Origin of the sequence: Cycloclasticus sp. (assembly GCA_040743155.1) — a bacterium.
In the GTDB taxonomy this organism is placed as follows: Bacteria; Pseudomonadota; Gammaproteobacteria; order Methylococcales; family Cycloclasticaceae; genus Cycloclasticus.
The window spans coordinates 158,019-181,198 of sequence record JBFLJU010000001.1; the positions used below are offsets into that span (position 1 = coordinate 158,019).

A 23,180-nucleotide genomic window follows, 5' to 3' on the forward strand; every position below is an offset into this window, starting at 1 on the left:
GGTTTTACTCGGAGTCGGATTTGGCGAAAACTGTTATCTGTTGATCCGCTTCGTTAATATTGATTTCCAGCTCGATCGGGCGGCAACAAACGCGACAGTCTTCTATAGTGTGTTGGTTTCCCTGAGAGGTATCAACTAAGGTGTCAATTAGCTCGCCACAATAAGGACAGTGGTATGAATGCGGAACAATGAGTGGATTCATTTGCTGGGCAGAAAGTGTTCTAGGGTGTTGTTTAAAAAGTTCCAGCCTTGTTCGGTGCAACTAAAGGTTGAGTCGTTTAGTTGTAGCAGCTTCTTATCAAGCAATGTATCTAAGGTGGGTTGAATAATAGAAGCGGCTTGTTGGGTACGCTGGGTAAATTGCTCCAGCGTAAAGCCAGCTTTTAGGCGTAGTGCATTCATCATAAACTCAAAGGGTAACTCGCTTATAGCGACGATGTTCTTTCCACCGATTGATGTTGGAGAACCCGCATTTTTCATATAGTCGCGTGGCTGTTTATTTTTCCAGTAACGCGTAATCTGTCCGCTTTCACCGGTAAATTTGCCATGTGCGCCAGCACCAATGCCGAGATAATCGCCAAATTGCCAATAATTAACATTGTGCTGTGATTGTTGTTGCTGAGCGGCATACGCCGACACTTCATATTGCGTTAACTGCTGGGAAATCTGCTGTTGACAAGCGGTTTGCATATCCCAAATTAATTCATCATGTGGAAGAACCGGTGGGTATTTATGAAATAAGGTGTTTTTTTCAAGCGTCAGTTGGTAATGCGATAAGTGCCCTGTTTGGTAGCTTAAAGCGGTATTAATATCACTAGTAGCCTGTTCAATAGTTTGTTCAGGTAAGCCGAACATTAAATCAAGGTTGATGCGTTCAAAGCTAGCATCTTGTGCCATTATGATGGCACGGTGTGCCTGCTCGCTATCGTGGATGCGGCCTAGTTTCTGTAAATGCGTATCATTAAAACTTTGCACGCCAATAGACAAACGGTTAATGCCAATTTTCCTAAAAGCGGCAAATTTATCCGCTTCAGCAGTGCCAGGGTTGGCTTCTAGGGTGATTTCAATGTCGTCTGCTATACCGAGCTGTTGATCGGTGGCGCTCAAAATGCGCTCGAGACTGGCTGCTGAAAACAAACTGGGTGTGCCGCCGCCAATAAAGATACTTTTTAAAGTTTGCTCGCGAACCTTAGGTGCCTCAACGGATAAGTCTTTAATTAGCGCCTCAACATAGGCGTCTTCGTTGTAATCATCACGTTTTTCATGCGAATTAAAGTCGCAATAAGGACACTTTTTTACGCACCAGGGGATATGAATGTAGAGGCTGTAACCCGGTTTACTGGACGTCATTTTTTATTCGTAAGGAGGTCGGAAATTTGTGGCATAAGTGCTTGTAAAGCTTGGGCGCGATGGCTCAAGGTGTTTTTAACACGCGGGTCGAGCTGTGCTGATGTGCATTGCTGTTCGGGAATATAAAAAACAGGGTCGTAACCGAAACCATTATTGCCAGATGCTTCGGTCGTTATTCTTCCTTCCCATACGCCGTGTCCAATTAACGGTGACGGGTCGTTCTTATGCGCCATAAACACCATCACGCAATGAAAGCGAGCGCTACGCTGCTCAGGCGGAATATCGACCAAGGCGCGTAGTAGTTTGTTGGTGTTGTTTTGATCATTCGACGGTAAACCGGCATAACGAGCAGAATAAACGCCGGGTTCGCCGTTGATCGCGTCCACCTCTAAACCGGAATCATCAGCAATAGCAGGCAACCCTGAAATAGCAGCGGCGTGCCTGGCTTTAATGATCGCGTTCTCTATAAATGTCGTACCCGTTTCTTCTACACCAGGCACATTGAAGTGTGATTGAGAAACAACCTCAATGGCCTGTTGTTTGAGAATGGCTTGGATTTCAGCTATTTTTCCTTTATTGCCACTGGCTAGGACGACTTGTTGGGTCATTTTGCTAATGCGTCGCGTTGCTGCTGCATCAATTCTGAAATACCAGATGCGGCAAGATTCAGCATTTGATCTAATTCTTCACGGCGGAATGCGTGCCCTTCTGCGGTGCCTTGTACTTCAATAAACGCACCAGCTTCATTCATGATGACGTTCATATCTGTTTCAGCTTCAGAGTCTTCAGGGTAGTCTAAATCTAACACCGGTACGCCGTTGTAGATACCAACGGACACGGCAGCTACTTGCCCGTGAATAGGGTTCTTCTTGATTTTTTTGTCGGCTAATAGCTTCTCAACGGCGATAGACAGTGCAACAAAACCACCGGTAATAGCTGCTGTACGTGTGCCACCATCGGCTTGTAGAACATCGCAATCAATGGTGATGGTGTGGCCGTCGAGGGCATTAAGGTCTACGGCAGCACGTAAAGAACGACCGATAAGGCGTTGAATTTCTTGTGTGCGACCACTTTGTTTGCCGCGTGCGGCTTCACGGCCCATGCGACTGTGTGTTGAACGAGGCAGCATGCCGTATTCAGCGGTCACCCAGCCTTGGCCTTTGTCTTTTAGAAAACGCGGGACACGGCTTTCAACCGATGCGGTGCAAAGCACTTGTGTATCGCCACAGGCAATCAACACAGAGCCTTCGGCGTGAATGGTGAAATTGGTGGTTATTTTGATGTCGCGTAGTTCGTCAGCATTGCGTCCGCTTGGTCTCATGTTTGTTCCTGAATTGGTGGAGTTGAATAAAATACAGTTCGGCGTATTTGATATTAATTAATACGCGCATTATAGGGCAAGATATAAGTCTTTATCTGCCTAGCATAAGGAATTCTAGCGATAGTTGGTGGCGTTAAGTAAGTCGTCGATGGTTCGAGGTCTTTGTGACGATGAAATTTGCATGGCCCAATCAATAGCGTAAAGAACCTTTTCATCGATTTTATTTTTATAAAGCATGTGCGCAGGTTGCCAATCTTGAATAGCTCTTTTATCGCAGGAGGCGGCTGGAGTGGTTCTGTCTAAACAAGCTCGCATGCTAGCACCTATAGCATAACAATCACTCCAAGGACCCAATGCGCCATCCCTCATATGTTGTTCTGGTGCGGCATAGCCTTTTGTCATGCTGTGTGCAGTTTGGTTTTGTTGTTCTTTGTATGAAAGGGCGGAACCAAAGTCGAGAATCAACGGGTTATTAGAGGGCCTCAATAGAATGTTGTCTGGTTTGATGTCTAGGTGTAACAAACCTCGGTGGTGCATGTTTTTAATGCACCTCATCACCGGCTGAAAAACATTCAGTAGAAACTCAGTGGTGACAGTATTGTCTACACTCTTTAGCCAATGCCCAAGGGTTTTGCCATATTCAAAATTCATGACAAGGTAAGCGGTATCGTTAGCGAGAAAGAAGTTGAGTACGCTCACAATATTTGGGTGTTTTATCGTCGCTAATAAAGTGGCTTCTTTCATAAACAAATAACGCCCACGCTGAAATAATGCAGCGCAAGTATGATCAATGGGTTTTACCGTGAAGCCATCGCGTTTAGTAAGCTGTTCTGGCTTGTATTCTTTGATAGCGACTTGTTGCTGGTCTTTGGTTTGACGTGCAAGGTAGACGGTACTGAAGCCGCCTTGGGCTAGCACGCGCTCAATAATATAGTCATCAACGATGGTGCCGGATGGTAGCGCTTGACCGTTTAATGTTGATGCTGGCACAGCGAGCGAAGGGGGATTTCTTGTCATCAGGGTATTAATCCGTTCAAAAACAGCCTAGTATTCATCGTTTAAGGTAAGTATAGGCGACAAAATGATAAGAAGTATGACTGCTTTCGCAAGTAGTGAGGTAGATGTTGAAGGGTATACGTTGATTTGGGAGATTCGATCGGTCAATCATCGTTATTTAGACGTTTCGCCACGCTTGCCTGAAATTTTCCGTTCCATTGAGCCGATGGTGCGTGAGGCAGTAGGTAAACACCTGAAGCGAGGAAAAATTGACTGCAATCTTTTTTATAGAAAAGATAAAGGCGGCGAAGAAAGTATTGAGATTAATGAGGCGCGTTTAAATCAAGTATTGAACGCGGCGACTAAAGTTGAAGCGGCGATGAATCAGTTTCAAGCCCTTTCACCATTAGATATTTTGCGTTGGCCTGGCGTTCAATCTGAAGTGAGGGAAGATTTAGAGCCTGTCCATGAGGCCGCTATTTCACTACTTAATGATGTGCTTTCGCAACTCATTGAGTCGCGTGAGCGAGAAGGGCATGATATATCCAATATGGTTGATTCGCGTTGTGAGCTTATCCAAGAACAAATGCTCATTGCCAAAACGCGCTTGCCGGAAGTTCAAGCATTGCTGCGCGAAAAGCTGGAAAAGAAAATCAGTGACTTATTAGAAGAACCAGAACAGGCAAGGCTGGAGCAAGAGCTAGTATATTTTCTGCAAAAAATGGACGTAGAAGAAGAACTGGACAGACTGGAGTCTCATGTCAAAGAGGTGCGTAGGATCTTGCGACAAGATGAACCTGTTGGTAGAAGGTTGGATTTTTTAATGCAAGAGCTTAATCGAGAAGCGAATACCTTGGGCTCAAAATCAGCGGATATACAAACAACGAATGTTTCAGTTGAATTAAAAGTGCTCATTGAGCAGATGCGTGAGCAAATTCAGAATATAGAGTAAATATAGACTTTATTCTAAAGTGTTATTAATCTGTGAGTACGCCTTCATTAGGCAATTTTGCTTATGTTTTAATTGCATAAGAGTAAGCTTAATAGCGCAACTATAGGTAAGTTATGAGTTTGCTTTCACTCACACATTTATCGGTTTTAGTTGTTTGACTAACGGTCTTAGTAAAATTATTTTGTGTTAAAGGGGTTTATGGAAACAAAGGCCTAGTCAAGACACTGAGTAGTTTCAATAATTATATGGTTGATTTTGTAGGTGGTAATTTTATGAATGGTTTTTTTATTTGCGACTAGAGTCAGTTTGAATAATTTTATGGTCGTGTATAGGTGTGAATTTACTTCATTAAGGTTTCATGCGCTAACGAGTTGATATCAGCTAAATTGGTCTTTGGTAAAGGTGGCATGTGAAAATCAGGAGCGTGGGATAAGCAAAACTGATTGTCAGAAAATGTTGTGTGTGACGACACCTTTACTTTGATAGGTGTGGGGCTTTCTAGTTGTTATTTGGTCAGGTGAAGGGTTGGATGTATAAAAAAATATGGATAGTGACTCAAGAGAAAGCATTGCTTGTGCTTCCTTATGGTTTTTTGTTTTTTTTGTTTTTAATGTTTGCAGCGCCAACGTCAAAGATTGCAAATCAAGCTTTTTATTTGTTCGTCTTACTGCCATCAGTTCTTTCAACCAGGCTGCTAAAAGGAGAGGCACTTTATACAACGTTAAAACCCATTGTATATTTGGTTGTTTTTTGGGCGCTATTTTCTTTTGTTGGTTTTGATTCTGGTGGTTGGGAAAATGTTGCAAAGCGCTTTAGACACGCGTTTTATGTGGCTGCTTTTATTGGTACTGCTTATTACCTGTTATCAGTGGGCTTTATTTCAGTTGAAAAATTAATGATCGCTCTTTTTTGTTTGGCGGCAGCTTATAGCCTATTGTCATTTGTTGATTTCTACTGGCTACATGAGAGAAGTTTAGGAGCTCGATTATTTCCAGTTTTAAGGCTGAATTCGCCCATCTTTATGGGTATTATTTTGACCGTTTATGGTGTGGTGATCATGAAATGGTTTTTAGGGAAAGGTGAGTCTCTTAATGTGTTGGTGATATTTCTAATCATTATCTTCTTTTTATACTTCTACAATTCAAGATCAGCTGTTGTTGGATTATTTGTTGGTGTTTTAGGAATGACCATTTATAAGCAAAAAGAGGGTCAGAAGCTGTTTTCTATTGGGATCTTGATTTTGTTTATAGCGTTTTTGGTGGGCGGTTATTATTTTGGGAATATATTAAACCGAGGAGTCTCTTACCGATTTGATATATGGATTAGCAGTTTAATGAAAATAGTTGATTGTGGTTTGTTTTTAGGATGCGGCTTTGGTGGCAATAGTGAGATTACGATTGAAAGTGGGCAGACGTTTCAGCACTCCCATAATGTTTTCCTATCACATTTTGTAAATACAGGTTTGTTCGGCTTGCTGAGTTTGTTGTGTGTCGTTGGCTATATCACTTATCAGGGTTTCAAACATAACGCTATAATGGTTTTGGGTTTGCTTGTGGGGATGGCTGCGTTGATGTTTGACGGAAACGCTTTACTGACAAACCCGGATGATATATGGCTCATTTTTTGGTTGCCATTGATTATGACGTATTGGGAAATTAATCAAAAAAAGCATCAGGATATTGTTGCGATTCGTGACAGTGTTAAAAAAGAATTTAAAAGCTAGGGATTTAATATGTTTAATAACCAAACCATTCTTATTACGGGAGGCACCGGCTCCTTTGGTAATACTTTTGTGCCAATGACCCTTGATAAATATAACCCCAAGAAAATCATCATTTACTCACGTGATGAGATGAAGCAGTGGGAAATGGCAAAGAAGTTTGAAGGGGATTCTCGTGTTCGTTTTTTTATCGGTGATGTACGAGATAAAGAGCGTTTGTATCGAGCCTTAGATGGGGTCGATTATGTGGTACATGCAGCTGCAACAAAAATTGTTCCCACTGCTGAATACAATCCATTTGAATGTGTGAAAACAAATATTAACGGCGCGATGAACCTGATCGATGCCTGTATTGATAAAGGTATTAAAGGTGTAGTGGCTCTTTCTACCGATAAAGCCAGCAGCCCCGTTAACCTTTATGGAGCAACAAAACTCGTTTCAGATAAATTATTTGTAGCGGGTAACTCATACTCTGGCGAACACGGTACGCGTTTCTCTGTTGTGCGTTATGGAAATGTGATGGGCTCTCGTGGCTCAGTGATTCCTTTCTTCATGTCCATTAAAGATAAAGGTGTGTTACCGATTACGGATGAGCGTATGACACGCTTTATGATTTCATTAGAAGATGGTGTTGATTTGGTTTGGCATGCTTTTCAAGACATGGAAGGTGGCGAAGTCTATGTTAAAAAAATCCCTTCAATGAAAGTAACTGATCTAGCGAGTGTCATTGCCCCGCAAGCAAAGCAAGAAATAATCGGTATTCGCCCGGGTGAAAAGCTCCATGAAGAAATGATCAGTACCGAAGATGCTGCCTATACCTATGAATACCCAGAGCACTTTAAAATTCTACCGACTATTAATAATTGGGGCTCAGATTCAGCACGTATTAAAGACGGGGTAAAAGTTAAAGAAGGTTTTGTTTATGCCAGTGATAGCAACCCAGAGTGGATGGATAACGCAAGTCTTCAAGATTGGCTTGAAATAAATAAAGACAAGATTGGTAATATCTAATTGATGATTCCCTATGGCCGCCAAGATATAAACCAAGCAGATGTTGATGCGGTTATCGAGGTATTGCAATCAGATTTTCTGACCCAAGGTCCGAAAATCCCTCAGTTTGAATCAGTCGTCAGCAAAAAGGTTAACGCAGGTTATGCGGTAGCAACCAATAGTGCGACTTCGGCACTTCATCTTGCCTGCCTGGCACTTGGTTTAGGCAAAGGCGATAGCTTATGGACAAGCCCAATCACGTTTGTTGCCTCAGCAAATTGTGGGCTTTATTGTGGGGCTGAGGTTAGTTTTGTCGATATTGACCCTCAAACCTATAACCTCTGCCCTGACGCGCTCGAACAAAAACTAATAGGGGCTAAAGAGCAAGGCAAGCTACCTAAAGTTGTTATCCCTGTACATTTTGCAGGCCAGTCTTGTGATATGGCGAGAATTCATAAGCTAAGTGAAGAGTATGGTTTTAGTATTATTGAAGACGCTAGTCATGCGATTGGTGCTCAATATTTAGATCAGCCAGTGGGAAGCTGTAAATACTCAGATATAACTATTTTTAGTTTCCACCCAGTAAAAATCATCACAACGGCAGAAGGTGGCTTAGCCACTACCAACCAGCCCGCATTAGCAGAAAAAATGCAATTATTGCGAAGCCATGGCATTACGCGTGATCCTGCATTAATGACAAAACAAGCTGATGGCGGTTGGTATTACCAACAAGTTGATCTGGGCTTTAATTACCGGATGACCGAACTACAAGCGGCACTCGGCGTTAGCCAAATGCAGCGCTTGGATAAGTTTGTTGAAAAGCGGCATGTTCTGCAACAACGCTACCATGAGCGGCTAAAAGACTTGCCTATTAAACTGCCTTACCAATCAAGTGAGAGCTATTCGGCGCTACACCTTTACCCAATACAGCTTGAGCTTGAAAAGCTTGGTAAAACGCACCAGCAAGTTTTTGATGAACTGCGAAGCAGTGGCTTAGGTGTGAACTTACACTATATTCCTGTGCATACACAGCCCTACTATCAAGCAATGGGCTTTCAGCAAGGTGATTACCCTAACGCCGAGCATTATTATAACCGTGCGATCAGTATTCCTTTGTATCAAGGGCTTACGTTTGATGAGCAGAGCCGAGTGATTGAGGTGCTGGGTAAGGTACTGGCTTGAAATCTGTAGTCGTAATACAGGCTAGGACAAGTTCGAGTCGATTGCCAGCAAAAGTTCTTTTGCCAATCAAAGGGGTTCCACTGGTGGTGCTTGCGGCAAGGAGAGCTAGTAATACCGGTAAAAAGGTTTTAGTCGTAACATCAAGGGAAAGCAGTGACGATGGCTTATGTGCAGAGTTAAATCGAAATGGAATTGGTTTTTATAGAGGAAGTCTCGATAATACTTTAGAAAGATTTGTTCGAGCTTTAGATGGTTATGAGGATAAGACGGTTGTATTAAGATTAACTGCTGATAATGTCATACCAGATGGTGGTTTACTTGATGAGGTGGAAGACTGCTTTCGTTCAAATGATCTTGATTATTTGGTATGCAATGGAGAAAGATCTGGCTTGCCTTATGGAGTTAGTATAGAAGTTATGAGGTTGAGCTCATTAAGAGATGCGAATGAAAGATCGGTTGAGATGTCGGACCTAGAGCATGTGACACCTTTCATTAGACGGCGTTTTGGTGAGCGATACTTTGATAAGTATCGTGGGTTAAAAATGGGGGCGTACCGTAGTACCGTCGATAGTATTGATGATTATTATGATATTCATGAGTTGTTTGAAAAATTTGAATGTCCGGAGGAAGTTAGTTGGCTAGAATTAGTTCAAGAGTTAAAGGTGCAGTCAAAATATGTATTAGTAACATCGCCGATAAAAAAAATGGTGTTAGGTGGTGCGCAAATAGGACTAAATTACGGAATTAATAATAGTCACGGCAAACCTAGTTTTAAATCAGCATCTAATCTTGTAATAAAGGCGATTTGCAATGGTGTTGAGTACATTGATACGGCGAGTGCATATGGTGATAGTGAGTCTATACTAGGCAAGATACTTACCAAGGGCTGGACCTCACGAGTTACAACAATAACAAAACTAACTCCTCTTAATGACTGCCATGAGGGGATGGATGGAGAGCTGGTAAGCACTTTTGTTAAGGCTAGTGTATATCAGTCATGTTTTCATTTGGGTGTACAAACATTAAGTTGTTTAATGCTTCATCGAGCATCGCATTTAACAAATTGGGGCGGGATTGTTTGGAAGACACTATTGGAATTACAAGAGGAAGGTGTAGTTAACGCTCTAGGTGTATCAGTGCAAACCCCTGATGAAGTAGAGCTTGTATTAGCGAATAAAGCAGTCGGCTTTATTCAAATGCCATTTAACCTTTTGGATGACAGGTGGGTAGAAGCGATCAAAAGAATCCAACATAGGAAAAAAGAAAGGAAGATAGTAGTACATGTTCGTAGCTCTTTATTGCAGGGGTTATTGGTATCTGAGGATCATAAGTTATGGGAAAGAGCCAATGTTGAGAAACCAAGTCTAGTTATCGATTACTTGAAACGCCTAACAGAAGAAACAAAATGCAACTCAATTTTAGAACTGTGTTTAACCTATGTTAGATCGCTGAATTGGGTTGATGGAGTGGTGGTTGGAATGGAAACAGTTCAACAACTTGAGGAAAATTTAGACTTGTTTTCTAAAAAAGAATTCTCACCTAGGGCAATGGAATTGTTTCAGAAAGAGACGGTAAGCTTATCGGAAATGACGCTAGATCCTTCCAATTGGAGTCAAAGTGACTGATATGTTTTCTTTAAGTGGAAAAACTGCATTGATAACTGGCGCATCTGGGTATTTAGGAAGTGTCATGGCTGAGGGGATGGCTAAAGCTGGAGCCACGGTCTATCTGAACGGTCGGAACAATGAAAATATAAGTGCAATGGTCTCTAAACTAGTTGAAAAGGGGCTTGATGTTAAATCAGCAGTTTTTGATGTGACTAAGCGAGATGAAATAGAGTTTTTTTTTGATGGTTTTGAAAGTGAATATCTAGATATAGTTGTTAATAATGCTTACGCAGGAGCGGCGGGCACGGTTGAAACCATATCGGCGGAAGACTATTTATTAAGCTATGACGTTGCAATGATTGCTACGCATAACCTTGTTCAAATAGCCTTACCTTATTTGCGATCGGCACAGAAGAAAAATGGTGATGCAAGCGTTATTACAATCGCATCAATGTATGGAGTTGTCAGCCCAGACTTGAGAATCTACGCTTCAAAGGAAGGGGCAAACCCCCCGATGTATGGAGCGGCAAAGGCAGCTCTAATTCAGTGGACAAAATATGCTGCCTGTGAGTTTGCAGAGGAAGGGATACGCTTTAACTGTATTTCTCCCGGCGCCTTTCCATCAGAGGGCGTACAAGAGGCAAATAAGCCTTTAGTTTCAAAAATTATTAATAAAATCCCTATGGCAAGAGTAGGAGTGCCCAAAGATATTGTTGGCCCTTTAATTTTTTTGGCATCTTCTAGTTCAAGCTATGTCACAGCTACTAATTTAATGGTTGATGGTGGCTGGACCGCATGGTGAAGAGCGTTATTATTCGTGCAGATGCCTCCCTTCAAATGGGCACAGGGCATATTATGCGCTGTCTCACACTGGCTGAGGCATTAAAAAAGCAAGCTGTAGAGATTGAGTTTATATGCCGAGCGCATGCTGGGAATTTGATTGAACGCATCAAACGGCAAGGTTTCAAAATACACGTTTTACCGCTAAGTCAGAATACTGTAATAGACGACGGTTTATATGGCTCGAAATGGTTGGGCAGTACTCAGCAAGAAGATGCGGAATTATGCCTACCCATACTGAAAAAAATAAAACCTGACTGGTTGATAGTCGATCACTACTCATTGGATCAAACATGGCAAAACCTATTAGCAGAGTGCTTTTCTAAGCTGATGGTTATTGATGACCTTGCTAATAGAAAGCATCAATGTGATGTTTTGTTAGACCAAACCTATGGCAGAAAAGAAAGTGACTATGTTGGTCTGGTGCCTAAACGTTCACAACGGTTACTCGGTTCTGAATATGCTCTATTACGACCAGAGTTTGCCGAGTGGCGAGAGTACAGTTTACAACGACGCATAAAGCCAAGTTTCAAAAAGCTATTAATAACCATGGGTGGAGTTGATCTAAATAATGTGACGGGTGAATTACTTGAAGTGTTAAAAGACGGTTCCCTTTCTAAAGAATTAGAAATTAATATCGTGATGGGTGCAACTGCGCCACACCTTAAGAGTGTGCAGCAGCAGGCAGGATTATTGGCTTATAAAACAAATGTGATGGTTAATGTTAGTAATATGGCTGAGATGATGGCAAATGCAGACTTAGCCATTGGCGCAGCCGGGGCAACGACTTGGGAAAGGTGTTGTTTGGGCTTGCCGACAATACAAATTATTTTGGCAGAAAACCAAAGAGTAGCGGCAGCTAATTTAGCTAGTCACGGAGCCGTTTTAACTTTAAATAAGGATGGCCTAGTTAATTTACAAAATATTTTTTTTGAAATAGAAATTAAAAAAATTAGACTAGAGACAGTAAGTAAAAATGCAGGAAAAATAACTTATGGAAATGGTAGTACCATTGTTGTTAGAAAACTTACCCAAAAGTAGAATAAAATTATGAAAAATATCGGCAAGTTGCGTGAGATTAAAATGGAAGAACTAAGCTTGATTCTTTCATGGAGGAATGCCCCAAGGGTTAGAGAGAATATGTATACGCGGCATGAAATCAGCTTAGATGAGCACCAAGCTTGGTGGGCATCAGTGAGTGAAAATAGTGAGCAAAAATATTTTATGTATGAACTTGATGACGTGGCTCTAGGCGTGGTTGGGTTTAGTGGAATAGATTTAAAGAGCCAGAATGCCTCATGGGCTTTCTATGCTTCACCAGATGCACCGAAAGGGACCGGAAGCAAGATGGAGTTTCTTGCGTTAAATTATGCTTTTCATGAATTAGCTTTGCATAAACTCTGTTGTGAAGTGTTAGCTTTTAATGAGGCTGTTATAAAGTTACATAAAAAATTTGGATTTCATGAGGAAGGTATTTTACGAGAGCACCATAAGGTTGATGAGGCATTTATTGATATTCATACATTAGGGATCTTATCGACAGAATGGGATGAAAGAAGGAAGGTCATGAAAGATCAGTTGAATAAATTCTTACAAAAATAAAGGATGAATGTGTCCATTAAAATTTCTGGGCGGACAATCAGTAGTGATACGCCGCCTTATATCATTGCCGAAATGTCGGCTAACCATAATGGTGATATAAACAATGCCTTCAAAATAATTGAAATGGCGAAAAGCTCTGGCGCTGATGCTGTAAAGCTCCAGACCTATAAACCCGATACCATCACCTTCGATAGTCGTGAGCCAGAGTTTATGATTGAAGGGGGCTTGTGGGATGGGCAGAGCCTGTATGAATTATATCAGGGCGCCTATATGCCTTGGGACTGGCATAAGCCACTTTTTGACTATGCAGCAAAACTCGGCATTACTATTTTTAGCTCACCTTTCGATAATACCGCGGTGGATTTACTTGAAGACTTGAATACACCCGCCTACAAAATAGCCTCTTTTGAAGCGGTAGATTTACCACTAATAAAATATGTAGCCAGTACGGGTAAGCCAATGATTATTTCAACCGGCATGGCCGATGTAGAAGAAATAGCCGAAGCTATTCAGGCGGCTAAAGATGGCGGCTGTAAAGAGCTAGCTATTTTGCATTGTGTAAGTGGCTACCCGGCGCCAGCAGAAGATTACAATTTGAAAACCATGGCTGATATGCAACAACGATTTGGACTGGTCACGGGCTTATCTGATCATACGCTAGATAATACAACGGCTATTACCAGCGTAGCGCTTGGCGCATCTATTATAGAAAAGCATGTGACATTGGATCGAAGTGCTGGTGGGCCAGATGATAGTTTTTCCTTGGAAGCTTCTGAATTAACCGCTTTATGCAACGGCGCTAAAACAGCTTGGCAGGCATTAGGAAAGATTGATTACGGTCGAAAATCCAGTGAAGAAGGTAATGTTAAGTTTCGTCGGTCGTTGTATTTTGTTAAAGATATGAAGGCTGGTGAGGTGATTACAAAAGAACATGTGAAAAGTATTCGGCCTGGTTTCGGTTTAGCTCCAAAGTTTTATGAATCACTGCTTGGTCAAACGGTTAACGAAAATATCCAACAAGGTACGGCTGTTAGTTGGAAGCTTTTGAGAAAATAAGCTGATGACAAAGAATAAAATCTGTTTTTTCTCTCAGATGTATCAAGCGATTCCTTCACTAGTGGCCATTCAGCGTGAGCTAGGTGGGACGTTTGTTTGTGGAAGAGGAAGTACGAAACGTTATTTCAGAAAAGAATATCCAGAACTAGGCTTTGCGCGTTTTAGTAAACGCTTGAAGCGATTTAGTGCCGGTCACAAAGCAATGTTAAGCGCAGATTGTATTGTGACAGGTTCACCTTATAAGTCACTGCTGTCCCCATACTCGGCAAGAAAAATGATGGTTTTTCATGGGACGTATGCCGGCTTGACGGCACAAGCATTACAAGGGCTAAAGCATTTTGATCACCTTTTCTTAATTGGTGACAGAATGGAAAGAATGCTATTAAGGCTGTTAAAAGGAGAAGAGATTAACTACTCAAAGACAGGCTTTATTCCTTTCTGCCATTTTCCTGAAAAGACGGTACAAAACCGTCAGGCGATAGTAGAAGAAATGGGCTTGGATCCATCACTAAAGACAATTGTTTATTGTCCTAGCCGTCGAGGGGTTGGCTCTTGGGATTTGTGTGCGGAACAGTTGATACGAGAAATTTCGGGTGAGTATAATTTAGTTTTAAGACCACACCCAAGCCAATCTATGAACTTGAGGTGGCATGAGAAATCGTCCATGAGAGCCATACAGCTTGCTGCAAAGCAGAGAGGGAATGCTCTGGTAGATTTGGTTGATATTGCATTGCCAAACCTGTTAATGGTGGCAGATTTATTTATTTCAGACTCAAATTCACCCAGTGAAGAGGCGCTTTTTTATAATACACCTCAGTTATTAACGGGGTTGGGTAATAGCGCATATGAAAAAATTGAAGTTAGCCTTGTTCAGCGGGGTATGCCTGAAGAAGATATTATGGAAGTACTACAAGTTTTTGATTGTGGGACGGTTTATAGCCAAGCAGGGTATGCAAATTGGCAGGAGGCAGTGAGCGATGCTTTCTTGAATGAAGCTAACTATACAGAAAATCGTGAAGCTTGTTTTTCTTCCATTTTTGGTCAGCGAGACAGAAATGCAGGGCATCGAGTTGCTGAGATTCTGAGCTCAGAGTATTTGTGACATTTAATGTAGCTTCTCTTTAATAAGTGTCAGCCACTTTTCTTTATAAATAGGCTCATCAAATTGTTTGATCAATCGTTTGTAGAGCGCATTGCCTTTTTGTTGTCTTTCCTCAAGCGTTAATTTGGCGTGCTCAAGCATTGCATTGGAGAGTGCCTGAGGGTAGCCCTTAGGTGGAAGTAACTCACCAAGCCCCCCTAGTACGTAAGGTATCCCCCCAGTATGGGATGCGATAATGGGAAGCTTTGCTCCCATCGCCTCAAGAAGAACCATGCCAAAGCCTTCTTTTAATGATGGTAAAACAAAAACATCAAATGCTTTTATATATTGTGATGCATTAACTATCGCTCCAGTTAATGTAATGCTTTTTTGAATATCTCGGTTAGCTAAATAAGCTTCAATTTCTTGGCGAGAGCGGCCTTCCCCAATAATAACTAGATGAGTATTGGGGTGTTTTTGATGAACTATTTCAAAGGCTTTAATTAGGTGAAGATGACCTTTTAATGGGCTAAGGCGGCCAATGGTTCCAAATATAAATGCTTGTTGACTAAGTTTGAGAGAATCGCGGCTTTGCTGTTTTGTTTTTAGAGTTTGGGTTAAGGCATTAACGTTAATGGCGTTATTAATGGTAATAACGTGATCATTTGCTAAATTTGGCTTTACTCGAAGAAGGTAGTTTGCCACAGAGTCGGAGATAGCAACAAATCGCCAATCCTTAGACCAAAATAAGCTCAATAATAAACGCCTATAATATCGAGAGAAGTCATCAAAACCATGTATGACAGAAAAACACTTGGGCACTTTTAAAAAAAGATTAAGAATTAATAGTAGGTATAACGGTTTGAAACGGTGGGTAATGATGACATCAAACTGCTCATCACGGCAGTACTTGAATATCTGCCAAAGTACTTTTAGTCTGATCTTTTTGGTTGCTTTTCTATCGAAGTTGAACAGTTTGGTTTTAGAAGAGGCCTGCCTGTTATCGGTGGGATTTAGGTAAGCTGTGATGACCTCAAAGTCCTCATTTGGAAAGCTACTCTCTATTGATTCGGCAAGCTGCTGTACGCCAAGAGCGTCCGATGGGAGTATTTGTAATATTTTTATCATGTCCTTATTGATTTTGCTTATTGCTTCGAAGTAAGTAGAGTTAGCTTCCTTTGAACTGCGTGTTATGTAAATTGGAGTAGAGCCCATTTTTTGATAATAAACTTTGGTGCGCTCCAGACTCCACTATTTCACCATTTTCCATAACAAGTATCGTGTCGGCATTTTCAATAGTCGATAGCCTGTGAGCAATGACTAAGGTGGTTCTATCCTTCATGGCTGTTTCTAGTGCTTTCTGTATTTTTCGTTCAGACTCGGTGTCCAAGGCAGATGTTGCTTCATCTAAAATAAGAATGGGGGCGTCTTTCAACAGTGCTCTTGCGATTGCCAGTCGCTGTCTTTGTCCGCCAGAAAGTTTTAAGCCATTTTCGCCAATCAGAGTGTCGAGCCCTTCTGGTAATTGCTCGATAAACTCCATTGCGTGCGCTTTAGTCGCGGCGTTAATAACGTCCTCTCTAGAGAAAATGCCGAGTGAGCCGTAGGCAATATTGTGTTCGATAGTGTCGTTAAATAGGGTGACGTGTTGTGTAACTAGAGCGATTTGAGTTCTTAAGTTAGACAGCTCGTAATCGTTAATTTCAACATTGTCGAGTAAGATGTCGCCGCTTTGGTGGTCGTAAAAACGTGGAATAAGGTTGGCGAGCGTTGTTTTGCCGCTTCCTGAATGGCCAACTATAGCGACAGTTTTACCTGCTTCAAGTTTAAAAGAAATGTCATTAAGAACTTGCTTTTCATCACTCCCATAAGAGTAGTTCAGGTTTTTAAATTCAAGCTGGCCTTTAACTCGTTGAGATGTATGGGTGCCGGTGTTTTTTTCAATATTTTCGTCTAAAACGTTAAAAATGCTTTCTGCTGCTGCGATGCCCTTTTGAATAGTGGAGTTGACTTCACTGAGTTGGCGAATAGGTTTGGGGATGAGACCCGCAGCCGTAATGTAAGCAATAAATTCGCCAGTGGTTGAATCAGCCATTAGTAGTAAGGAAAGAAAGATAAGTACACCAAGGGCAAGGCTAACGATTAGCTGTAATAAAGGTGTTTGGATGGCAGAAGTTTTCACCATGCGCATGGATTGTTGAAAACTGTATTTGCTGGCGTTATGGAAGCGTTCTTGTTCATAAGGCTCGCCACCAAAACTTTTAACCACGCGGTTGCCAATAACCATTTCAGAAGATACGTGGGTGAGGTCGCCCATTGAGGTTTGTATTTTCTTGCTAATGCTGCGGAACCGCTGTGTGGCGACTTTAACGACCATGCCAATAAGTGGGGCGATGGCAATAAAGATGAGTGACAATTTCCAGTTCATATAGAACAGGTAACCAAACAAGCCAATAACGGTTAACCCCTCGCGCGCAACGATTTTAACAGCATCAGTGGCCGCCCCTGTCACTTGTTGGACGTTATAGGTGATGCGAGATATTAGGTGCCCCGAGTTGTTGTTATCAAAGAAGTGGCTAGGTAATAACGTGTAGCGATCAAATAGTTGGCAGCGTAAGGTATGGACAATTTTATTTGAGACAAGCGCGATAAAATAACTGCCAAGAAAAGACCCGATGCCGCGTACAAAAACTATGGCAACTGACGCGATAGGAATCCAATAAATAGCATCGCGTTGTTCATCATTTAAAGCATCGACCATGTATTTCATCAAGGCAGCAAACATGGGTTGGGTGGATGCGAAAATTAAAAACCCAACTAAGCTAAGGCTAAATATTTTCCAATGTGGCTTAACGTAGTCTAAAAGCCTGAAATATATGTTGATGCTAGACGGCGAGTCGTTTTTGTTTGGTTTTGACAAGTTGCGTTATTCAAAATAAGGGACTTTTATTTTAACTTAAACTAGCGATATTAAGTGGGCAGAATAGAGGTAAAATAATCAATAATTTACCTGTCTGATTAGTAGCTTTACGATTATGCGCCTAGCTTTTGCTCTTTATAAGTATTTCCCTTTTGGCGGTTTGGCGCGTGATTTTGTGCGTATTGCTAATATTTGTGTTCAGAAAGGTTATGTTGTTGATGTTTACGTGATGGAATGGCAGGGCGATATTATTGCTGAATACAACACGTATATATTGGCCTGTGGGGGGTGGAGTAATCATGCGAAAGTGGCTGATTTTCATCGGCAATTAGATGATAAGTTACAGCATGAGCAATATGACGCTGTGATTGGTTTTAATAAAATTCCAAATATTGATGTGTACTATGCCGCGGACCCTTGTTATATAGAACGTTTCAAAGAAAAATCATTTTTGCAAACCTTAAACCCTCGTTTTAGATTTTATTCGGGTGTGGAGCGTGCAGTTTTTGGTGGTGATAGCAAAACAGTTTGTTTAATGATTTCAGATGTGCAAACAGAGCTATTTAAACAACATTATGGGGTTGCTGATAACAAATTAGTGCCGCTACCGCCGGGTATCGATTTAAGTCGACGTAGGCCTGACAATGCAGCCGATATACGGGCTGAGTTTCGTAAGGAGCATCAGCTTAATGAACAAGATATTGTGATATTAATGGTCGGTACCGGCTTTAAAACCAAAGGTGTTGACCGAGCAATAGAGGCGTTGTCATCATTACCAGAGGTATTGCTGTCTAAAACACACTTAATGGTCGTTGGCGAAGATGATCTGCCGTCTTACGAGCGTTTAGCCGCTGAAAAAAAAGTGGGTGACAAGGTTCACTTTATGGGGGGGAGAAGCGATGTACCAACTTTCTTATTGGGTTGCGACGTTCTATTGCACGCTGCGCGTAAAGAAAATACGGGTACGGTTATTTTAGAAGCGATGGCAGCAGGCTTGCCGATGTTAGTAACAGCTGTGTGTGGCTACGCGAAGCACGTAAAAAAGGCTCAATCGGGCGTGGTGCTGGTGTCGCCTTTTTCACAAGCTATATTAAATGAAACATTAGCGACTATGCTGACGAGTAATAAAGATAATTGGGTGAAAAATGCCTTGGACTATGCGAATAAGGAAGACTTATACAGCATGCCAGAAAAGGCAGTAGAAGCCATTGAACGTGTTGCAGTGAGTTTAAATAATGCCGTTTGAAGTAGCAGAAAATTTCAAAAAAAACTGGGGCAGTAACCCTGGTTTTGATGAGGTAATGGCGCTTGACGGCGATATGTATCGACAGGTGGCGAGGCGTAAAACATTTAAATTCACGCTCAACAACAAAGACTATTTTGCAAAAATCCATAAGGGTGTAGGTTGGGGCGAAATCGTTAAAAACCTCTTGCAAGGAAGATTGCCAATTTTAGGTGCAGTAAACGAGTATGAGGCAATTAATGCATTAACGACACTAGGTATTAAAACGATGACGCTGGCAGCTTTTGGTCAGCGCGGGTTGAATGTTGCGGAATTGGAATCATTTGTTATTACAGAATCTTTAGAGCCGGCTGTTAGCCTAGAAGATTTGTCGATGGATTGGGCGAAGAATAAGCCGGATTTAAAGCTTAAAAGGGCGTTGATAAAACACGTTGCAACGATAACGCGTCACTTGCACGACAACGGCATTAATCATCGAGATTTGTATATATGCCACTTTTTATTGAAAGAGTCAGATATGAAATCTATTCAGGTAGCAGAAGAACTGCCATTGTATTTAATAGATTTACACCGTGTACAGATGCGCGATAGCGTACCTGAAAGGTGGCGAATTAAAGACCTCGCTGCATTATATTTTTCTAGCATGCAGATCGGCTTTACGCGTCGAGACTTTTATCGCTTTATCCAAACCTATTCGGATAAAAGCTTAAGCGCAGAGTTTAAGCTTCATGCGGATCGTTGGGCTAGCGTTTCTGCTAAAGGGCAAAAACTTAATTCAAAACCGATAAAGGACTAGTTTCCCCAAAATTTTGGTGGCCGTCTTGCCAAGTGTTTTTGAATGTCAAAGAACAGCTTTCGGGCTTCTTTTTTTGTCGCTGATTTTCCAAGGTACAAATACACCATTCGATAAAGTTGTTGAGTTGAAAAGAAGCTGAGTGCTTTGCGCGTTAGGCCGCTTAAGTCAGCAACTCTAAGTCGGTAGTTTAGAAAACGTCGTTTAATTCCACGTGGGCAATCTATCCAAATAGGCGTGTATTGCTTACCTTCTCGCTGAATTAAAATGTTTCGCCACTTTAAGTCCAAGTGAAAAATGCCTGCATTATGCGCTAGTCTTATTTGTTGAAATAATTTTACTTTGATATCGTCGGAAACTAGTTGCCGCTCACCTTTTGGCATTTTCGAAAGCACACCGGTAAAAAAGTCATCAAGCTGAACAGTGTTTTTTAACTCTTTGGTGATAATGCAGGCGAGGTTTAAAAAGCCAAATGAGCGTTGTTCGTATAAAGCGATAACGTCTAATGTTGGAATGCCGATTTTCTTAAAGCGCTGGTAGTTGATAAATTCGTTTGCTGCTTTACTTCGTCTAAGAAAAAAATCCCAAGGTTTTTTTGTATATTGGTACCGTTTGAAATAAATAACAGATTTATGGGGTAGTGTGACTTTTAGGCAGGTGGTAGATCCTTTAGATAAAGTTTCTCCTTCATTAAATGAAGACCAAGCGTTGCTATGCTCTAGTCCAAGTGACACCATAGTATTTCGCTCCTCTGGCGAAACATTTAAACGAATGCCATGAAATACATATCGATATAATGAACTATTAGATGACATTCAATGCATGAGATGAGTAAATAAGTGATGCATTATATATCTGAAAAATGGCGAGACATACTGGTTTTTAACCACTTAGATACGTATGAGAAAATATGGGACCTCGAAGCAGAATGGTTTGAAGAGCCTAACCATCGACGGGGAGGCTGGAGTGGTGTCTCACGAATTGAGTTGAATTTACCGCTAGGCGGAAAGGTCGGGGTTTTTCTTAAGCGCCAAGAAAATCATGTGTCGAAGTCTTTACGGCACCCGATAAGTGGTTTTTCAACCTTTGTCCGAGAATATGAGCATATCAATGCCTTTCATGATAATGGTATTCCGTCACTTGATCTGGTTTTTTTTGAAGATTGGAAAGACGATGGCCAACGAAGGGCAATTGTCATGACGGAGGAATTAGCGGGTTATATCCCACTATCATCAGATGAATATCAGCCGGGTGGGGTTTTTGTTTCGACGAAAACTCAAAAGGCCAATCTTTTTAAAAAATTAGCCAGCTTAATGCAAGTAATGCATGAAAATGGTTTTCAGCACAACTGCTTTTACCTTAAACATATTTTTGCAAGGCCATTGCAAGATGGCGATGTGGAATTACGGATTATTGATTTAGAGAAAGTAAAGAAACCATTAGTAAAAAATCGAGCTCGCTTTCGGGACTTATACACCTTGTTTCGACATTCTGATAGGTGGGGTGTTAAAGATAAAATCAGATTTTATAGGCAGTATCAGCAGGAAGAAAAGCTTAGCAAAAAATCTAAAAAGTTATGGCTTAAAATAGCAGATAAAATTGCTAGGAAAAGTAAGATATAATTAGCCTGAATTGATAGTTGCAAGGCGTTTGGGTCGAGTAATTATCATTAACGTATATCCAAATATTTCCCAACCTTAAAAAAACCGTCAAGGTATGGTTGGTTAACGTTTATATTTAACAGGTTTATTATGATTGTTTTAGGCTTATCAGGGGCAGTGAGTCACGACGCATCTGCCGCGTTGTACATCGATGGGAAATTAGTTGCGGCGGTAGAAGAAGAACGCTTCTTGCGCGATAAACACGCAAAAGGTAAATTCCCTTACGAGTCCACAAAATTTTGTTTAGAGTACGCAGGCATTAAGCCGAGCGATGTTGACGTGGTGGCCTTTCCGTACGCAAAAATAGGTCTATCTAGTCCAGCGCGTTGGCATTATGCTAAAAGGCATTGGTACGCACCGGATCGTGCGCTAATGGCCTTGTTCAACGGCAATCGTCGCTATGAGCGAAACTTCCAAAGCGTGATGAAGATGTTGGATGATTTAGGTATTGACTCACAGCGAGTTAAATTTGTACCGGTTGAACATCATTTGGCGCACGCGAGCAGCGCATATCACCTCAGTGGGTTTAAAGAAAAAACCGCTATTCTTGGTATTGACGGTAAAGGAGAGTACGCGACGACCTTTTTTGGTTATGGCGAAAACGGCAAAATTCACAAGATTAAGGAATTCTACGACCCGGACTCTTTAGGCGGCGTTTATGGCGCAGTTACCGAGTTTCTCGGCTTTGAGATGCTTGATGGTGAGTTTAAAGTGATGGGTATGGCGCCGTATGGCGACCCAAAACGCTTTGATTTTTCACGACTTATCGAAACAGATGGCAAAGATTTTCGGGTCAATACAAAACTCGTTAACTGCTTAGGTTTGCGGCGTTATAAAGAAAATGGCAAAGGCTATTTCTTCAGCCCTAAATTAATTGATTGGCTTGGCCCAAAACGCGAAGGCGATGAAATTGATGACCCTTACATAGATTATGCAGCGAGTATTCAGGCTTTGCTGGAGAAGGTGGCGCTTGGCTTAATTGACACCTATTTAGGTGATACGCTTAAAGAAACAGGCAAACTTTGTTATGCCGGTGGTGTAGCGCTAAACGTAAAGCTTAATCAACGTATTATTGCGCGGCCCGACGTTAAAGAATTATTTGTTCAACCCGCTGCCAGTGATGCGGGTACTGCGATTGGTGCGGCGAGCTATGCGGCGCAAGAATTAGGCGATAGCGTAGAGAAAATGCAGCACGCCTACCTTGGCCCAGAATATACTAATGAAGAATGCATTCAAGCCTGTTTAGATCATCCTAACAAGCCTGAATACGAGGTGTTGGAAAATACAACGCAATACACGGCGAAGTTATTAGCGGATGGTAATCCTATATCGTGGTTCCAAGGACGCATGGAATTTGGTCCGCGTGCTTTGGGAAATCGAAGTATTATCGGCAACCCGAGCAGTAAGGGCGTAGCGGATAGAATTAATGCACAGATCAAATACCGTGAGCGCTGGCGTCCATTTTGCCCGAGTATTTTGGACACGGTTGCGGAAGATATTTTGCAAACAGACCACCCCAGCCCGTATATGACGTTTACCTTTGACGTGGCAGACAGTTGGAAGAAAAGAATTCCAGAGGTAGTGCATGAAGATGGTACGGCTAGAGCGCAGATTGTAACGGCAGAAACCAACCCGCGTTATCATGAGCTACTGACGGAAGTTGAAAAGCTAACAGGCAATGGAGTGGTGTTGAATACATCACTTAATCGTCGTGGCGAGCCGATGGTTTGTTCGCCGACCGATGCACTGAATATGTTTTATGGCTCCGACTTAGAATATCTAGTAATGGAAGATATTTTGGTGAAGAAAGTTTAAGCCAAGTTAACAGGACACTAGGCCCGTTCAACGAAATTGATGGCCTATGAC

23 protein-coding genes are annotated in these 23,180 nt (G+C 41.7%); 14 read left to right on the forward strand and 9 right to left on the reverse strand.

Annotated features, from left to right (window positions below; translation table 11 throughout):
- Positions 1-4: 4 nt before the first annotated feature.
- From AB1Y31_00770 to AB1Y31_00790, 5 genes are all read right to left on the reverse strand, one after another.
- Positions 5-202: a CPXCG motif-containing cysteine-rich protein gene (locus AB1Y31_00770; protein ID MEW4981698.1), complete on the reverse strand. Its 198-nt coding sequence runs from the start codon at positions 200-202 to the stop codon at positions 5-7.
- Positions 199-1,350: a radical SAM family heme chaperone HemW gene (gene hemW, locus AB1Y31_00775; protein MEW4981699.1), complete on the reverse strand. Its 1,152-nt coding sequence runs from the start codon at positions 1,348-1,350 to the stop codon at positions 199-201. Before hemW ends, AB1Y31_00770 begins: the two co-directional genes overlap by 4 nt.
- Positions 1,347-1,958, reverse strand: coding sequence for an XTP/dITP diphosphatase (locus AB1Y31_00780; protein ID MEW4981700.1), 612 nt, complete (start codon positions 1,956-1,958; stop codon positions 1,347-1,349). Before AB1Y31_00780 ends, hemW begins: the two co-directional genes overlap by 4 nt.
- A complete protein-coding gene (rph, locus tag AB1Y31_00785; GenBank protein ID MEW4981701.1) occupies positions 1,955-2,671 on the reverse strand; it encodes a ribonuclease PH in 717 nt (238 codons plus the stop codon). The genes AB1Y31_00780 and rph overlap by 4 nt, the downstream gene beginning before the upstream one ends.
- 114 nt (positions 2,672-2,785) lie before the next feature.
- Positions 2,786-3,688: a serine/threonine-protein kinase gene (locus tag AB1Y31_00790; GenBank protein ID MEW4981702.1), complete on the reverse strand. Its 903-nt coding sequence runs from the start codon at positions 3,686-3,688 to the stop codon at positions 2,786-2,788.
- A 64-nt stretch (positions 3,689-3,752) separates the two neighbouring features.
- On the opposite strand from AB1Y31_00790, the gene AB1Y31_00795 reads away from it, so the two are divergent.
- Positions 3,753-4,619, forward strand: a complete 867-nt coding sequence (locus AB1Y31_00795; GenBank protein ID MEW4981703.1) for a YicC/YloC family endoribonuclease — start codon at positions 3,753-3,755, stop codon at positions 4,617-4,619.
- 446 nt (positions 4,620-5,065) lie between these two features.
- Here the strand turns inward: AB1Y31_00795 and AB1Y31_00800 are convergent, their stop codons facing one another.
- Positions 5,066-5,425: a hypothetical protein gene (locus AB1Y31_00800; GenBank protein MEW4981704.1), complete on the reverse strand. Its 360-nt coding sequence runs from the start codon at positions 5,423-5,425 to the stop codon at positions 5,066-5,068.
- Between the two features lie 23 nt (positions 5,426-5,448).
- Here AB1Y31_00800 and AB1Y31_00805 point away from each other — a divergent pair, with 23 nt between their 5' ends.
- Genes AB1Y31_00805 through AB1Y31_00845 form a run of 9 tightly spaced genes read left to right on the forward strand, consistent with a single transcriptional unit; the run spans position 5,449 to position 14,718 of the window.
- Entirely contained in the window at positions 5,449-6,342 is an 894-nt protein-coding gene (locus AB1Y31_00805; protein ID MEW4981705.1) for an O-antigen ligase family protein, read from the forward strand.
- Positions 6,343-6,351: 9 nt separating this feature from the next.
- Positions 6,352-7,350, forward strand: coding sequence for a UDP-N-acetylglucosamine 4,6-dehydratase (inverting) (pseB, locus tag AB1Y31_00810; GenBank protein ID MEW4981706.1), 999 nt, complete (start codon positions 6,352-6,354; stop codon positions 7,348-7,350).
- Between the two features lie 3 nt (positions 7,351-7,353).
- Positions 7,354-8,511, forward strand: a complete 1,158-nt coding sequence (gene pseC / locus AB1Y31_00815) for a UDP-4-amino-4,6-dideoxy-N-acetyl-beta-L-altrosamine transaminase (protein MEW4981707.1) — start codon at positions 7,354-7,356, stop codon at positions 8,509-8,511.
- Positions 8,508-10,136: an aldo/keto reductase gene (locus AB1Y31_00820; protein MEW4981708.1), complete on the forward strand. Its 1,629-nt coding sequence runs from the start codon at positions 8,508-8,510 to the stop codon at positions 10,134-10,136. The genes pseC and AB1Y31_00820 overlap by 4 nt, the downstream gene beginning before the upstream one ends.
- Position 10,137: 1 nt before the next feature.
- On the forward strand, positions 10,138-10,920 hold the full coding sequence (locus tag AB1Y31_00825) for an SDR family oxidoreductase (protein ID MEW4981709.1): 783 nt from the start codon (positions 10,138-10,140) through the stop codon (positions 10,918-10,920).
- Entirely contained in the window at positions 10,914-11,999 is a 1,086-nt protein-coding gene (gene pseG, locus AB1Y31_00830; GenBank protein ID MEW4981710.1) for a UDP-2,4-diacetamido-2,4,6-trideoxy-beta-L-altropyranose hydrolase, read from the forward strand. The genes AB1Y31_00825 and pseG overlap by 7 nt, the downstream gene beginning before the upstream one ends.
- A 9-nt stretch (positions 12,000-12,008) precedes the next feature.
- Positions 12,009-12,560 (forward strand): UDP-4-amino-4,6-dideoxy-N-acetyl-beta-L-altrosamine N-acetyltransferase, encoded by a 552-nt coding sequence (pseH, locus tag AB1Y31_00835; GenBank protein ID MEW4981711.1) that lies wholly within the window; start codon positions 12,009-12,011, stop codon positions 12,558-12,560.
- Between the two features lie 3 nt (positions 12,561-12,563).
- Positions 12,564-13,616 carry a pseudaminic acid synthase gene (gene pseI, locus AB1Y31_00840; protein MEW4981712.1) on the forward strand — a complete coding sequence of 351 codons (1,053 nt, stop codon included), beginning with the start codon at positions 12,564-12,566 and terminating at the stop codon, positions 13,614-13,616.
- A gap of 4 nt (positions 13,617-13,620) precedes the next feature.
- Positions 13,621-14,718: a CDP-glycerol glycerophosphotransferase family protein gene (locus AB1Y31_00845; GenBank protein MEW4981713.1), complete on the forward strand. Its 1,098-nt coding sequence runs from the start codon at positions 13,621-13,623 to the stop codon at positions 14,716-14,718.
- Between the two features lie 3 nt (positions 14,719-14,721).
- Here the strand turns inward: AB1Y31_00845 and AB1Y31_00850 are convergent, their stop codons facing one another.
- Complete coding sequence (locus AB1Y31_00850) at positions 14,722-15,825, reverse strand: glycosyltransferase family 4 protein (protein MEW4981714.1); 1,104 nt, start codon at positions 15,823-15,825, stop codon at positions 14,722-14,724.
- Between the two features lie 40 nt (positions 15,826-15,865).
- Positions 15,866-17,617 (reverse strand): lipid A export permease/ATP-binding protein MsbA, encoded by a 1,752-nt coding sequence (msbA, locus tag AB1Y31_00855; protein MEW4981715.1) that lies wholly within the window; start codon positions 17,615-17,617, stop codon positions 15,866-15,868.
- Positions 17,618-17,732: 115 nt separating this feature from the next.
- On the opposite strand from msbA, the gene AB1Y31_00860 reads away from it, so the two are divergent.
- Both AB1Y31_00860 and rfaP read left to right on the forward strand, forming a co-directional pair.
- Positions 17,733-18,863 (forward strand): glycosyltransferase family 4 protein, encoded by a 1,131-nt coding sequence (locus AB1Y31_00860; protein MEW4981716.1) that lies wholly within the window; start codon positions 17,733-17,735, stop codon positions 18,861-18,863.
- Entirely contained in the window at positions 18,853-19,656 is an 804-nt protein-coding gene (gene rfaP, locus AB1Y31_00865) for a lipopolysaccharide core heptose(I) kinase RfaP (protein ID MEW4981717.1), read from the forward strand. The genes AB1Y31_00860 and rfaP overlap by 11 nt, the downstream gene beginning before the upstream one ends.
- On the opposite strand, the gene AB1Y31_00870 is transcribed toward rfaP, so the two are convergent.
- Complete coding sequence (locus AB1Y31_00870; GenBank protein MEW4981718.1) at positions 19,653-20,468, reverse strand: lipopolysaccharide kinase InaA family protein; 816 nt, start codon at positions 20,466-20,468, stop codon at positions 19,653-19,655. The two genes, rfaP and AB1Y31_00870, sit on opposite strands and share 4 nt — an antisense overlap.
- 27 nt (positions 20,469-20,495) lie before the next feature.
- Between AB1Y31_00870 and AB1Y31_00875 the strand changes: the two genes are divergently transcribed.
- Both AB1Y31_00875 and AB1Y31_00880 read left to right on the forward strand, forming a co-directional pair.
- Complete coding sequence (locus AB1Y31_00875; GenBank protein MEW4981719.1) at positions 20,496-21,275, forward strand: lipopolysaccharide kinase InaA family protein; 780 nt, start codon at positions 20,496-20,498, stop codon at positions 21,273-21,275.
- 129 nt (positions 21,276-21,404) lie between these two features.
- A complete protein-coding gene (locus tag AB1Y31_00880) occupies positions 21,405-23,129 on the forward strand; it encodes a carbamoyltransferase (GenBank protein MEW4981720.1) in 1,725 nt (574 codons plus the stop codon).
- Positions 23,130-23,180 lie beyond the last annotated feature (51 nt).

Bases quoted from the DNA above. Each gene is read 5' to 3' on its own strand.
- pseB (MEW4981706.1), top strand. From the start codon at position 6,352: ATGTTTAATAACCAAACCATTCTTATTACGGGAGGCACCGGCTCCTTT.
- AB1Y31_00880 (MEW4981720.1), top strand. From the start codon at position 21,405: ATGATTGTTTTAGGCTTATCAGGGGCAGTGAGTCACGACGCATCTGCC.
- rph (MEW4981701.1), bottom strand. From the start codon at position 2,671: ATGAGACCAAGCGGACGCAATGCTGACGAACTACGCGACATCAAAATA.
- rfaP (MEW4981717.1), top strand. From the start codon at position 18,853: ATGCCGTTTGAAGTAGCAGAAAATTTCAAAAAAAACTGGGGCAGTAAC.
- AB1Y31_00795 (MEW4981703.1), top strand. From the start codon at position 3,753: ATGATAAGAAGTATGACTGCTTTCGCAAGTAGTGAGGTAGATGTTGAA.
- pseC (MEW4981707.1), top strand. From the start codon at position 7,354: ATGATTCCCTATGGCCGCCAAGATATAAACCAAGCAGATGTTGATGCG.
- AB1Y31_00770 (MEW4981698.1), bottom strand. From the start codon at position 202: ATGAATCCACTCATTGTTCCGCATTCATACCACTGTCCTTATTGTGGC.
- pseH (MEW4981711.1), top strand. From the start codon at position 12,009: ATGAAAAATATCGGCAAGTTGCGTGAGATTAAAATGGAAGAACTAAGC.
- hemW (MEW4981699.1), bottom strand. From the start codon at position 1,350: ATGACGTCCAGTAAACCGGGTTACAGCCTCTACATTCATATCCCCTGG.
- AB1Y31_00875 (MEW4981719.1), top strand. From the start codon at position 20,496: ATGCATTATATATCTGAAAAATGGCGAGACATACTGGTTTTTAACCAC.
- pseG (MEW4981710.1), top strand. From the start codon at position 10,914: ATGGTGAAGAGCGTTATTATTCGTGCAGATGCCTCCCTTCAAATGGGC.
- AB1Y31_00850 (MEW4981714.1), bottom strand. From the start codon at position 15,825: ATGATAAAAATATTACAAATACTCCCATCGGACGCTCTTGGCGTACAG.
- AB1Y31_00780 (MEW4981700.1), bottom strand. From the start codon at position 1,958: ATGACCCAACAAGTCGTCCTAGCCAGTGGCAATAAAGGAAAAATAGCT.
- AB1Y31_00860 (MEW4981716.1), top strand. From the start codon at position 17,733: ATGCGCCTAGCTTTTGCTCTTTATAAGTATTTCCCTTTTGGCGGTTTG.
- AB1Y31_00845 (MEW4981713.1), top strand. From the start codon at position 13,621: ATGACAAAGAATAAAATCTGTTTTTTCTCTCAGATGTATCAAGCGATT.
- AB1Y31_00825 (MEW4981709.1), top strand. From the start codon at position 10,138: ATGTTTTCTTTAAGTGGAAAAACTGCATTGATAACTGGCGCATCTGGG.
- AB1Y31_00790 (MEW4981702.1), bottom strand. From the start codon at position 3,688: ATGACAAGAAATCCCCCTTCGCTCGCTGTGCCAGCATCAACATTAAAC.
- pseI (MEW4981712.1), top strand. From the start codon at position 12,564: ATGAATGTGTCCATTAAAATTTCTGGGCGGACAATCAGTAGTGATACG.
- AB1Y31_00870 (MEW4981718.1), bottom strand. From the start codon at position 20,468: ATGTCATCTAATAGTTCATTATATCGATATGTATTTCATGGCATTCGT.